The sequence below is a fragment of the Agrobacterium sp. T29 genome (assembly GCF_006970545.1).
GTDB lineage: Bacteria > Pseudomonadota > Alphaproteobacteria > Rhizobiales > Rhizobiaceae > Agrobacterium > Agrobacterium leguminum.
The window spans coordinates 201632-214468 of record NZ_CP040641.1 but is presented as its reverse complement, the minus strand read 5'-3'; the positions used below and the strand labels follow the sequence as shown (position 1 = coordinate 214468).

The following is a 12837-nucleotide window of genomic DNA, read 5'->3' as shown; positions in this document are numbered from 1 at the left end:
AGCATTTCAGGGGAGATATTATGGCTATTGAAGGAAAGACAACCGACAAGGCGAACAGGCGGATTCGCCTTGGCATGGTGGGTGGCGGTTCGGGCGCATTTATCGGCGGCGTTCACCGCATGGCCGCGCGACTCGACAATCGTTTCGATCTCGTGGCGGGGGCCCTGTCCTCGACGCCGGAAAAATCGCTAGCCTCCGGCCGTGAGCTGGGGCTCGATCCCGAGCGCTGCTACGGTTCGTTCGAGGAAATGGCCGAAAAGGAAGCGCTGCGCGAGGATGGCATCGAGGCGGTGGCGATCGTCACCCCGAACCATGTGCATTATCCGGCCGCCAAGGCGTTTCTGGAGCGCGGCATCCATGTCATCTGCGACAAGCCGCTGACCTCCAATCTGGAAGACGCCAAAAAGCTGAAGCAGGTGGCCGACAAGGCCGATGCGCTGTTCATCCTGACGCATAATTATACCGGCTATCCCATGGTGCGGCACGCGCGGGAACTGGTGGAGGCCGGTGAACTCGGCAATATCCGTCTGGTGCAGATGGAATATCCGCAGGACTGGCTGACGGAAGCGGTGGAACAGACCGGTGCGAAACAGGCTGTCTGGCGTACCGATCCGGCGCAATCGGGCGTCGGCGGCTCCACCGGCGATATTGGCACCCATGCCTATAATCTCGGCTGCTTCATTTCCGGTCTGGAAGCGGATGAGCTGGCGGCAGATGTGCACACCTTTGTCGAAGGCCGTCGACTGGACGACAATGCGCATGTGATGCTGCGCTTCAAGCAAAAGGGCGGCAAGCAGGCGGCCAAGGGGCTGCTCTGGTGCAGCCAGGTTGCGGTCGGCCACGAAAACGGGCTGAAGGTTCGTGTTTATGGCGACAAGGCCGGTATCGAGTGGACGCAGGCGGACCCAAACTATCTCTGGTTCACGAGGCTTGGCGAACCCAAGCAATTGATCACCCGCGGCGGCGCCGGGGCAGGGGCTGCCGCAGCGCGCGTCACCCGCATTCCGTCCGGCCACCCGGAAGGTTATCTCGAAGCCTTCGCCACCATCTATACCGAAGCGGCGCATGCCATCGAGGCCCGCCGCAGCGGCTCGGCGCTCGACAAGGCGGTGATTTACCCCACCGTGGACGACGGGGTTAAAGGTGTCGCTTTCGTCACAGCCTGCATCGAGTCCGGCAAGAAGAATGGTGGCTGGGTGAAGCTGTAAGACTGGGTTGCCGCGTATTTCTTCTCCCCGATGGCGGGGAGAAGATGCCCTTGGCGTCATCTGCCGATGGGATCAATTGACGCGGGTTGATTGCGTCTGAACCCTATCCGTTATGGGGCAACCGTCCTGAAGCTTGGTCCAGGACGAAACGTTGAGCTTCATCTCGCAGCGCGCAAGATAAGAGCCGCCGTCGACCTTCAGGCAGGATGTCTGGCCGAGCTGGAACATGACGCCGCGATTTCGGCATTTGCAATTGTGGGCATCCGCCAAAGTCGGAATAAGGGCCAAGATCAGGCCAAGTATGAGCACTCCAGGTCGCATGGCTGAGGCTCCAAAGGATCTCCAGCCAGATTACTCCTGTCCGAGGGCATAGTCAAAACGTCTTCCCTCCGCGATCCACGCCGGAAAGCCCGTAATCGCTGCGAACTCCCCCGCTATCACCCGATCAAAATCGCGCGGATATCATTCACATTCGTCAGCGTCGGCCCCGTCACGACAAGGTCTCCTGCTGCCCTGAAAGCGGTGTAGCTGTCGTGGCCCACGAGCGACTGACGCGGATCGACACCGGCTTTGCGCATACGGGCAAGCGTGTCCGGTGTTACTACCGCACCTGCCGCATCCTCCACGCCGTCTATGCCGTCGCTATCGCCGGCAATGGCCCAGATGCCGTCCGCACCTTTGAGCGTCAGCGCAAGGCTCAGCAGGAATTCCGTATTGCGTCCGCCCTTGCCGGCCGGCCCCTTGCCGATCGTCACTGTGGTTTCGCCGCCGGAAAGCAGTACGGCCGGACCTTTGACCGGCAGACCCTTGCGGCTGGCGGAAAGAGCGATGCCGGCCATGACAGCGCCGACATCCCTGGATTCGCCTTCCAGCGAATCTCCGAGGATGAGCGGCGTAAGCCCGAGTTTCACCGCCTCATCCGCCGCGGCCTGCAGGGCGAGCGAGGGGGCGGCGATGAGCCGGATATCTTCCTCGATATCGCCCGCCTTCGGGGTTTCCTCGCCTTTTTCCAGCACCTTGCGCACGTTTTCGGGAAGATCGAGCGCATAACGGGAGACGATTTCCCGCACGGTTTCAATATCGCTCGGATCTGCAACCGTCGGGCCGGAGGCGATTTCGGAGGGATCGTCTCCCGGCACATCGGAAATCAGCAGCGAAACGACCCTGGCCGGTTTGGCAGCCAGCGCCAGCCGCCCGCCCTTGATGCGGGAGAGATGTTTGCGCACGGCGTTCATTTCGGAAATCGTCGCGCCGCTGGCCAAAAGGGCACGATTGACGGCCATCTTGTCGGCAAGTGCCATGCCTTCGGCCGGCGCGACCATCAGCGCCGAACCGCCGCCGGAAATCAGTGCGATGACCATGTCGTCGGCGGTCAGGCCTTCAACGGCGGCGAGAATGCGTTTTGCCGCTTCCGCGCTTTTATCGTCGGGCACGGGGTGCGAGGCCTCGATGATCTCGATACGTGTGGTTGGGACGGCATGGCCGTAACGCGTCACCACCACGCCGGAAAGATCGACATGCGGCCATGCCGCTTCGAGCGCGGCAGCCATGGCGGCGGAAGCCTTGCCGGCGCCCACCACCACGCAGCGGCCTTTGGGCGGGGAGGGAAGGTGGTGTTGCAGCACCTTTGCCGGATCGGCGCTTGCGACTGCCGCCATGAAAATCCGGTTGAGAGCGTCTTTTGCGCTGTGATCGTTCCATGCGCTCATCGGTTCATGCTCCGATCCAGAGGAAGCCGAGCGCGAACAATGCCGGCAATGCCTGAATGAACAGGATCTTCATATTGGCGGTGATGGCGCCGAAAATACCGGCCACCAGAACGCAGGTCAGGAAGAAAACCTTGAAGCTCAGCCCTTCATCGCCCTGCATCAGCCCATAGATCAGCCCCGCTGCGAGAAAACCGTTATAAAGTCCCTGATTGGCGGCCAGTACTTTCGTCTGCCGGGCAAAATCCGCCGAAAGACCGAAGGCCTTGCGGCCGGCTGGTTTTTCCCACAGCAGCATTTCCAGAATGACGATGTAAATATGGATGGCCGCAACCACGGCAATCAGAATGCTGGCGATCATCGGCGGTTTCCTCCAAACCATGATGTCCGTTGCCGGCGGCTGTCAGAGTAAAACAGGTGGCGAGCGGACAATTCCGTTTTAACGGCAGGGCAGAGGGCCGCAAGGCCAGAATCCTCTCTTCCCGTGCAAACTGTTGAAGACCGGCAGCCTATTGCTTGACTCTTTGCTGAAATAGGAACAAAACAGGAACAATAAAGATGAATAACCGGAATTGAAACCTGTCATGCCATGCAAAAGCGCGCGGATCAGTTGCTCGTTGTCGAAGAGCTGCGTGAAAGGCTGGAAAGGATCGGTAACGGCGCTCCGCGCCTGCACGAGACCTTGCCTTTCGGCGTGGATGCCATCGACCATCGCCTGCCGGGAGGCGGGCTGAAGCTCGGTTGCCTGCATGAGGTGAGCGGCGGCGGCAATGGCGCTGCCGATGGCGCGGCGGCCGCCCTTTTTGCGGCCGGTGTGGCGGCACGGCTTTCCGGCAAGGTTTTATGGTGTGTCACCCGCCGGGATCTGTTCATGCCGGGGCTGACGCAGGCCGGCCTGTCGCAGAACCGGGTCATCATCGTTGAATGCCGCGATGAGAAAGGCGTGCTCGATTGTTTCGAGGAGGGCTTACGCTGCAACGGTTTCGGCGCGGTGATGGGCGAGCTGGCGAAGCTGCCGATGAATGCCTCGCGGCGGCTGCAACTGGCGGCGGAAACCTCCGGTGTTACCGGCATCGCCATCCGCCGCTTCCGGCGTGCGGCCGATGCGGCGCTGTTCGGCGAGCCGACGGCGGCGGTGACCCGCTGGCGCATCTCTGTCCGGCCCTCATCCCCCTTGCCGGTGCCGGGGGTGGGCAGGCCGCGCTGGTTTCTGGAACTTTTGCGATGTCGCGGCGGCGAAAGTGCCGAATTTGAAGTGGAAGCCTGTGATGCAAAGGGTCGTCTCGCTCTACCTGCCGACATGGTCGACGGATCGTTTCCGGCGTCTTTCGGGCAAGGACGCGCCGCCGGTTGAAAAGCCGCTGGTCATGATCGGCCGCCAGGGCAGCCGCCGGCTGGTGCTGGCGCTCGACAAGGCGGCAAAGGCGGCGGGCATCCGGCCCGGCACGCCGGTCAGCAAGGCGCAGGCGCTGGTGCCGGGCCTTATCGTGGAAGATATGGATACGGCTGGAGATGCCCGCGCCCTGCAGCAGCTGGCCTTTCATTTCCTGCGCATCTATGCCCCCATCGTTGCCGCCGACCCGCCGGACGGGCTGGTGCTGGACACGGCGGGGGCGGACCATCTGCACGGCAATGAGGCGCTGATGCTGAGCGGCATGGTCAACCGCCTGCATGCCGCAGGCTTTGCCGCCCGCGCCGCCATTGCCGATAGCTGGGGGGCGGCCCATGCGCTGGCCCGTTTCGGCCGTGAGGAAATCAGCATCGTGCCACCGGGCGGGCAGCGGGTGGCGGTTAGCGGCTTGCCATTGGCCGCGCTCAGGCTGGAAGAGCGTATTGTTTCCGGGCTGAAGGTGCTCGGTTTCCGCAGCATCGGCGAGCTGGCCGATGCCCCGCGTGCGCCGCTGACCCTGCGTTTCGGCCCCGAACTCGTGCGCCGTCTTTCCCAGGCTTTGGGGGAGATCGGTGAACCCATCGAACCGGTGCGCGTGGCCGAGCTGGTGGAGGTGCGGCGCGCCTTTCCCGAACCCATTGCAGCGGCGGAGACGATTGCCCGTTATACGCAAAAACTGGTTGCTGACCTTTGTATCGCGCTGGAAAAGCGCGGCCTCGGCGCACGCCGGGTCGATCTGGTGCTGCACCGGGTCGATAGCGGCCTGCAGGCGGTGCGGGCCGGCACCTCCAGACCGGTGCGAGACATTAAACAGCTTGTCCGGCTTCTGACCGACCGTATCGACACCATCGATCCCGGTTTCGGCATCGAGATGATGGTGCTGACCGCCACCCATGCCGAGCCGCTTGTCGCCGCGCAGGCCCGATCCTCGCTTCTGGAGGAAGGCCGTGCGGACATCGCCGATACGGTCGATGTCATTCTCAATCGCGGCCACCGGGTCTATCGTTATGCGGCGGTGGCGAGCGATGTGCCGGAACGCTCCGTTGCCCCCGTTGCGGCGCTTGCGCCAGAGGATAGGCTCGGCTGGCCCGGCCACTGGCCGCGCCCGGTCAGGCTTTTTGCAAGGCCGGAACCCATCGAGACGCTGGCGCTGCTGCCGGACCATCCGCCGCGTTATTTCCTCTGGAAAGGCGTGCGCCACAATGTGCGGCGCGCCGACGGGCCGGAGCGGGTGTTCGGCGAATGGTGGAAACGCGACCGGGAAAAGGCCGCCGTGCGCGATTATTTCACGGTGGAAAATGAAAGCGGCGAGCGCTTCTGGATTTTCCGCTCCGGCGACGGCGAACATATCGAGACTGGTTCTCAGGGCTGGTTCATTCACGGGGTCTTCGCATGAGCGCGCCGCGTTATGCCGAACTTCAGGTGACCACGCATTTTTCCTTCCTGCGCGGTGCAAGCTCCTGCGACGAACTGTTTGAACAGGCCAAAAATCTGGGCATCGAGGCGCTCGGCATTGTCGATCGCAACAGTCTTGCGGGCATTCCCCGCGCTTACGAGGCGGCGAACAAGCTTGGCATCCGCCTCGTCATCGGCTGTCGTCTCGATCTGGATGACGATATCTCCGTGCTTGCCTATCCCATGGATCGCGCGGCTTACGGGCGGCTTTGTCGGCTGCTTTCCGTCGGCAAGAAAAGAGGCGGCAAGGGCAAATGCCGGCTGGCTTGGGACGATCTGGTTGCCTATGGCGAAGGCCTGATCGTCGTATTGCTCGCCGATCTGGCCGACGATCTCTGCGCGCTTCGCCTGCGCCGGCTGAAGACAGCCTTTGCGGACCGGGCCTATATGGCGCTCAGCCTCAGAAGGCGGCCCAACGACCAGATGCGGCTTTTCGAACTGTCGAACATGGCGGAAGCGGCTGGTGTGCCGACCGTGGTGACCAATGACGTGCTGTTCCATGTGCCCGAGCGGCGCATGCTGCAGGATGTCGTCACCTGTATCCGGCACAATTGCACCATCGACGAGGCGGGTTTCCGGCGCGAACGCCATGCCGACCGCTATATGAAGCCGCCGGAAGAGATGCATCGGCTGTTTGCCCGCTACCCCGAAGCGCTCTCCCGCAGTCTCGAAATCGCGAAGCGCTGCACCTTTTCACTGAAAGAACTGGTCTATCAATATCCCGAGGAGCGCACGCTGCCGGGACTGACGGCGCAGCAGGCGCTGGAAAAGCTCGTCTGGGATGCGGTGCCGGGGCGATATCCGCATGGTTTGCCGGAGAAGGTGGAAAAGGCACTGCATCATGAGTTGGATGTTGTCGGCAGATTAAATTACGCCCCCTACTTTCTGACCGTGAGTGCTATCGTCCGACAGGCACGTAAGATGGATATCTTGTGCCAAGGACGCGGTTCGGCGGCAAACTCAGTTATCTGTTTTGTACTTGGTATCACCGCCATTGATCCTGCTCGTTTCAGCAATCTCGTCTTTGAGCGTTTCGTTTCCGAAAACCGGGGTGAACCGCCTGACATCGACGTCGATTTTGAGCATCAGCGTCGTGAGGAAATTATTCAATGGGTCTACAAAACCTATGGCCACGATAAAGCCGCGCTTTGTTCAGTCGTTACCCGCTATCGTGGTCGAGGGGCATTGCGAGATGTTGGTAAAGTACTGGGTCTGCCGGAGGACCTGACCAAACTTCTATCCTCGCAAGTCTGGCGCTGGAGCGAAGGTGTTGATGAAAAACAGGTAAGGGAACTAAACCTCAATATGGATGATCGCCGCCTGAAACTGGCTTTCGAGCTTGCCAACCAGCTTGTTGGCACGCCACGCCATCACAGCCAGCATCCGGGTGGCTTCGTACTTTCCCATGATCGGCTAGATGAGCTCGTGCCGATTGAACCTGCTGCCATGGATGATCGCCAGATCATCGAATGGGACAAGGATGATATCGATATCGTGCAGTTCATGAAAATGGATTGCCTGGCACTTGGGATGCTTTCCTGCATGAAGCGTGGCTTCGATCTGCTGGAGGCTCGTACAGGAGAAAAATACGATCTTGCTGCGATGCCACCGGATGATCCTGCAACGTTTGCAATGATCCAAAAAGCAGACACGCTAGGCACTTTCCAGATCGAAAGCCGGGCGCAGATGTCGATGTTGCCGCGTTTGAAGCCCGCCAAATTTTACGATCTTGTTATTCAGGTCGCCATTGTCCGTCCCGGCCCCATTCAGGGAGATATGGTACATCCCTATTTGCGGCGGCGTCAGGGAAAAGAGCCCGTTCGGTATGAAAAACCGGAGCTTAAAAATATTCTCAAAAAGACGCTGGGCGTCCCGCTGTTTCAGGAACAGGCCATGCGGATTGCCATGGATTGCGCCGGTTTCACCGCAGATGAGGCGGACCAGTTGCGTCGAGCCATGGCTACTTTCAAGAATGTCGGTACTATTTCCAAATTCAAGGAAAAACTGGTCACCGGAATGGTGACGAACGGCTATGAAAAAGAATTCGCCGAACGTATCTTCAAACAGCTCGAAGGTTTCGGCAGCTATGGTTTTCCCGAAAGCCACGCGGCATCCTTCGCGCTGATCGCCTATGCCTCCTCATGGCTTAAATGCCACCATCCCGATATTTTCTGCACGGCGCTTCTCAATTCACAGCCCATGGGGTTTTACGCCCCGGCGCAGATCGTGCGCGATGCGCGCGATCATGGCGTGGAGGTGCGCCCGGTCTGCGTCAATAACAGCCGCTTCGATTGCACACTGGAACCGACTGGCAAGAGGGATGCCAATGGCAAAGAACGTTATGCCGTGCGGCTCGGCATGCGTCTGGTGAAGGGGCTTTCCAACAATCATGCTGCCGATATCGTCGCCGGCCGGCAGGACCGGGCGTTTGCCTCGGTGGATGATCTCTGGCGAAGGGCGGGCGTTCCCGCCGCCGCACTGGTCTGTCTTGCCGAAGCCGATGCCTTTCTGCCGTCGCTTTCGCTTGCCAGACGCGAGGCGCTCTGGGCCATCAAGGCTTTGCGGGATGAGCCGCTGCCGCTTTTCGCCGCCGCCGCCAGCCGGGAAAATACTGTCGTGGACGAGCTTCAGGAACCCGCCGTCGCGCTCCGGCCCATGACGGATGGCGGCGAGGTGGTGCAGGATTACGGTCATGTGGGGCTGACGCTACGCGAACATCCCATGACCTTCCTGCGGCGCGATCTTTCCCGCCGGCGCATCGTTACCTGTGCGGAGGCGGTGCGTGTGCGTGACGGCACATGGCTGGAAACGGCGGGTCTGGTGCTGGTGCGCCAGCGCCCCGGCTCGGCCAAGGGCGTGATTTTCATGACGCTGGAGGATGAGACGGGCATTGCCAATGCGGTGCTGTGGGTCAAGACCTTCGAAAAATACCGGCGTGTGGTGCTGTCCGCCGGCATGGTCGGCATTTACGGCAAGATCCAGCGGGAGGGCGAGGTGGTGCATCTGGTCGCCCACCGGTTGACCGATCTGTCGGAAGCGCTGGCAAGTGTGGGCGAGCGTAACCACGCATTCCCCCTGCCGCATGGGCGGGGCGATGAGTTCCACCACGGCATGCCGCCGGAAGATCATCGCACTATTAGGAAACGCCCGCCGGCTACGGTCGATGATGACGATGAGGTGGAGCGGATAAAGGTCATTTCCCGCAATTTTCATTGAAAAGGCGGTTCAGATTATCTTTTACGCGCCACGATATAAGGGCGCTTGTCATTGCCCTTTGTCGCGTGAAATTCCGTGGCCAGAATGTCGAAGCCTCCGGCTGTCATATGTCGGCTCAACTCGGTGGCGGTGAAGATGCCGGCATAGGGCGCCTTGCCGATTGCGCGCATGGCCGGCAACACAAGGCGGATGAGTGGGTTCATATCGCCGACGCAGGGTGTCTTGGTGATGAGAAGCCCCTGCGCGGCGAGCAGGGAATGGATGTGCTGCAATGTGCCGGGCAGATCGCGGACCAGATGAAGGTAATTGAAACCCAGAACCGCGTTAAACTGCGCGGGGTCGGGCACAAGCGTTTCCACGGTCGCCATGCTGAAAACGAGGTTGGTGAGAGAGCCGGCGGCGTGTTTTCTTTCCTGCGCAATCGCAATCATGTCGGTGGAAATATCCGTCGCAAGATAGTTTTTGACACCGCCTGCCAGCCGGATTGCCGTTGTCCCGGTGCCGCAGCCCAGTTCCAGTACCCTGTCATCCGGTTTCAGCAGGGCAAGGGTCCGTTCCAGCGTGCGCGCATATCCGGTTTCGTCCGAAATCCTGCCCCCGGCATATTTCCGGGCAGACCGGTTCCAGAAACGGGCGTCGTCGGCAATGCTCATGGTGGATGTTCCCCGAACCCCACGCTTTCGCGTCACGCGGATCTGATTTCACCCGATATTCATATCTGTTTTATTTGAAGCTTTTAAGCCGCATCCTCCAACCCGGCCGTGTCCTTCCTGCGGAACTGGCTGGGCGGCGCGCCGAGCACGCGTTTGAAGGCGCGGCTGAAGGAGGCTTCGGAATCGTAACCGAGCTTTTCCGCCGCCAGCGTCACGCGCATGCCTTCGCGCAGCCACAGCCGCGCCTGATGCATGCGCACGCGCACCACATAACGGGCGGGGCTTTCGCCCACCACGCGGGTGAAACGTTCTGCGAAACTGGAGCGGGATGCGCCCATCAGAGAGGCAAGCTCCTCCACGCTCCAGTCCTTTTCGGGGTTGAGGTGGATGGCGGCCAGCACCCGCCCGAGTTCGGGATTGCGCACGGCGGCCAGCCAGCCGCTGGAATCGCCGCAGCCATATTCCACCCATGTGCGGATCAACGTCGCGGTCAGCACATCGGCAAGCCGTGCCAGAATGCCGCCCGCGCCCACGCGGTTCAGTTCCACCTCGCGCGTCATGGCTTCAAGCAGATGGGGGATAGCCGGGTCGCTTTTGGCCAGATCGCTGGTCAGCATCACATCCGGCATCAGCTGCAGCAGCGGGTGCAGATTGTCCATGTTGAAACGCATCGAAGCGGTAAAGGCGACGGTATCGCCGCCGGCGCTCGCGCATTCCATATCGAAGATGCCCTGGCAGACTTCCTTCTTGCCGAAGCGGTCGAAAAGGGTGGGCTTCACATCCTCGCCGCTGCCCAGCACATGGGCGTGCCCTCGCGGCAGAAGCACGGCGTCACCGCAGGTCAGCGTCAGCCATTCCCCGGAAGGTTTCAGCAATTTCGCCTGACCGACGCCGATGAAATGAAACCGCGCGGCTTCCTGTTCGGGAAAGGCCGTTGCCCAGGGCGTGGCCATTCGGCACCGGCCGTATTCGACACCATCGAGCCTCAGGCCACGCAACATTTCGGTCAGGGCATCGTTCATGGCTTGCTCGCAAATTCGGATTTTTGGTTAAGGAATATGGATTTTCTAGCATGGAAACGCCGGGATGTCACGCATAGCTTATGTGCATCGATTTGCGGTTGTTGAACCGGGCTCCCACCGGTTTCACCATTTCGCCTTTCCGTTTCAGGACGCATTCCGGGAATGCGCATCAGGAGATTTTCATGAACAACCGGACCATAAACGAGCTTGAATATGTGCCGCGCAAGACAGAGCCGGATGCGAAATGGGCGGCCGTGGTTTCGCTTTCGCTCGGCGTTTTTGGGCTGGTGACGGCGGAGTTCCTGCCGGTCAGCCTGCTCACGCCGCTTTCGGCCGATCTCGCCGTCAGCTCCGGCATCGCCGGTCAATCCATCACCGTTACGGCGCTGGTCGCGGCGGTCGCCGGCCCCGGCGTCGTCATCGGCACGCGCAGCATCGACCGCCGCTGGACATTGCTTGGGCTGACCACGCTGCTGATCATTTCCAGCACGCTGGCCGCCTTCGCCAACGGTCTTTTCATGCTGTTCGCCTCGCGTGTCCTGCTCGGCATCGGCCTTGGCGGTTTCTGGGCCATGTCGGCGGCGCTGGCGCTGAGGCTGGTGCCGCTTGAGAAGATGCCGCGCGCCATGGCCATCATCCTGACAGGGGTTTCGGTTGCCACCGTCTGTGCAGCGCCGGTGGGCGCGTGGATCGGCGCGACGCTTGGCTGGCGCTCGGCCTTTGTCGTTGCGGGTGCGCTCGGTGTCATCGCACTTCTCGTGCAATTGCTCACCGTTCCGTCGCTGCCGCCGGCTGGCGCACCCGGTCTTTCCACAATGTTCCGCCTGTTGCAGCGGCCGCAGGTCCGGATCGGCCTCCTGACGACGCTGTTCATCGTTGCGGGTCACTTTGCCGGCTTCACCTATGTCCGTCCGTTCCTGGAAGATGTGACGCTTCTTGGCGTCGAGGCGATTTCCCTCATCCTTCTGGTTTATGGTGTCGGCGGCTTTTTCGGCAATCTTTTCGGCGGTTTCCTCTCCGAGAAAAACACGGCATGGGCGGTGACGTTCGCCGCGACTCTCATCGCGGCATCGGCCTCCGTTCTGGTCGTTGCGGGTGCGTCGCCCCTCGTTGCGGGCCTTGCCATCGCTGCCTGGGGCTTTGCCTTCGGTGCGCTTCCGGTCAGTGTGCAGAGCTTCATCACGCGGGCCGCTTCCGATGAAGCAGAAAGCGCCGGTGCGCTGCTGCTCACCACGTTCCAGATCGCCATTTCCAGCGGTGCGGTTCTGGGCGGCCTGCTGATCGATCTTCAAGGGGCGACGATGGTCTTCGTCTTCGTAGCGATTGCCGCCCTTCTCGGCGCATCGCTGATGGCGTCGCGCCGTGGCGTGGTGCCGCAGGTCGAGGCATAGCAGGGGTAATTGGTCGAAGAAAAACGGCCCCGCATTCCTGCGGGTCCTACTACTCCTCAAACCGTCTTGATCGCCTTCTGCGTCCGGTCTTTACCGACCTCGATCACGTGGCGCATGGCTTTCACCGCCGCATCCGCGTCACGCGCCGCAATCGCATGCACGATGCGCAGATGATTGGACGCGATTTCGGCAATGGTGCCAGGCGAAGCGGCCGGCGAAGAGAGCTGGAAGGAAATGGCAAGTGCTGCTTCGATCAGCCCGCTTGCCGAGCGCATGAAGGGGTTGCCGGACATATGCGCCACGGCAAGGTGGAATTCGAGATCGACCTTGGCAATGCTTTCGGGCGTATGTTTCGGATTGTCGAATTTGGCGGCGATGACGTAAAGCGAAACGATATCGTCATTGGAGGCCTGCAGGGCCGCTGCCGCTGCCGCCGCCGGTTCCAGCGCCAGGCGGATCTCCGCCAGATGCGTGACGAATTCCTGGTCTATGCCGGCCTCGCAGCGCCAGCCCAGCACATCCGGATCGAAGAAGTTCCAGCTTGAGCGGTCGAGAACGCGGGTGCCGACCTTCGCCTTGGGTTCGACCAGCCGCTTGGCCGCCAGCGTCTTCATGGTTTCGCGCAGCACGGTGCGCGAGACGCCGAAGCGCATGGAAAGTTCCGCGTCATTGGGCAACAGGGAGCCTTCCGCAATTCTGCCCGAAACGATGGCGCTGCCGAGTTCGGAGACCACATGGGCGTGGCTGTTCCGGCGTTTTCGCCCGCTTATCGTCGTTTCGAGCAGCCCCAAGCAAG

11 protein-coding genes are annotated in these 12837 nt (G+C 61.2%); 5 read left to right on the top strand and 6 right to left on the bottom strand.

Features of this window, described 5'->3' with window-relative positions; translation table 11 throughout:
* Positions 1-20 precede the first annotated feature (20 nt).
* The gene (locus tag FGF54_RS15995) at positions 21-1208 is read left to right on the top strand and encodes a Gfo/Idh/MocA family protein (RefSeq protein ID WP_065655512.1); all 1188 of its coding nucleotides are present in this window, start codon (positions 21-23) and stop codon (positions 1206-1208) included.
* A gap of 72 nt (positions 1209-1280) precedes the next feature.
* On the opposite strand, the gene FGF54_RS15990 is transcribed toward FGF54_RS15995, so the two are convergent.
* The 3 genes from FGF54_RS15990 to FGF54_RS15980 form a co-directional block, all read right to left on the bottom strand.
* A complete protein-coding gene (locus tag FGF54_RS15990; RefSeq protein ID WP_142780385.1) occupies positions 1281-1529 on the bottom strand; it encodes a hypothetical protein in 249 nt (82 codons plus the stop codon).
* Positions 1530-1645: 116 nt separating this feature from the next.
* On the bottom strand, positions 1646-2917 hold the full coding sequence (locus FGF54_RS15985; RefSeq protein ID WP_142780384.1) for a glycerate kinase: 1272 nt from the start codon (positions 2915-2917) through the stop codon (positions 1646-1648).
* Between the two features lie 4 nt (positions 2918-2921).
* Positions 2922-3275, bottom strand: a complete 354-nt coding sequence (locus FGF54_RS15980) for a DUF1304 domain-containing protein (protein ID WP_078052716.1) — start codon at positions 3273-3275, stop codon at positions 2922-2924.
* Between the two features lie 228 nt (positions 3276-3503).
* Between FGF54_RS15980 and FGF54_RS15975 the strand changes: the two genes are divergently transcribed.
* From FGF54_RS15975 to FGF54_RS15965, 3 genes are read left to right on the top strand one after another with little or no spacing between them, the layout of a single operon-like run.
* The gene (locus tag FGF54_RS15975) at positions 3504-4268 is read left to right on the top strand and encodes an ImuA family protein (RefSeq protein WP_142780383.1); all 765 of its coding nucleotides are present in this window, start codon (positions 3504-3506) and stop codon (positions 4266-4268) included.
* Positions 4183-5700 (top strand): DNA polymerase Y family protein, encoded by a 1518-nt coding sequence (locus tag FGF54_RS15970; RefSeq protein ID WP_168208153.1) that lies wholly within the window; start codon positions 4183-4185, stop codon positions 5698-5700. Before FGF54_RS15975 ends, FGF54_RS15970 begins: the two co-directional genes overlap by 86 nt.
* The gene (locus FGF54_RS15965) at positions 5697-8975 is read left to right on the top strand and encodes an error-prone DNA polymerase (protein ID WP_142780382.1); all 3279 of its coding nucleotides are present in this window, start codon (positions 5697-5699) and stop codon (positions 8973-8975) included. Before FGF54_RS15970 ends, FGF54_RS15965 begins: the two co-directional genes overlap by 4 nt.
* Before the next feature lie 14 nt (positions 8976-8989).
* Here FGF54_RS15965 and FGF54_RS15960 read toward each other — a convergent pair whose 3' ends face one another.
* Complete coding sequence (locus FGF54_RS15960; protein WP_142780381.1) at positions 8990-9628, bottom strand: bifunctional 2-polyprenyl-6-hydroxyphenol methylase/3-demethylubiquinol 3-O-methyltransferase UbiG; 639 nt, start codon at positions 9626-9628, stop codon at positions 8990-8992.
* A gap of 83 nt (positions 9629-9711) precedes the next feature.
* Positions 9712-10650, bottom strand: coding sequence for an AraC family transcriptional regulator (locus FGF54_RS15955; RefSeq protein ID WP_142780380.1), 939 nt, complete (start codon positions 10648-10650; stop codon positions 9712-9714).
* 182 nt (positions 10651-10832) lie between these two features.
* Between FGF54_RS15955 and FGF54_RS15950 the strand changes: the two genes are divergently transcribed.
* Positions 10833-12041, top strand: a complete 1209-nt coding sequence (locus tag FGF54_RS15950) for an MFS transporter (protein WP_142780379.1) — start codon at positions 10833-10835, stop codon at positions 12039-12041.
* 56 nt (positions 12042-12097) lie between these two features.
* Here FGF54_RS15950 and FGF54_RS15945 read toward each other — a convergent pair whose 3' ends face one another.
* Positions 12098-12832, bottom strand: a complete 735-nt coding sequence (locus FGF54_RS15945; protein ID WP_003523755.1) for a FadR/GntR family transcriptional regulator — start codon at positions 12830-12832, stop codon at positions 12098-12100.
* Positions 12833-12837 lie beyond the last annotated feature (5 nt).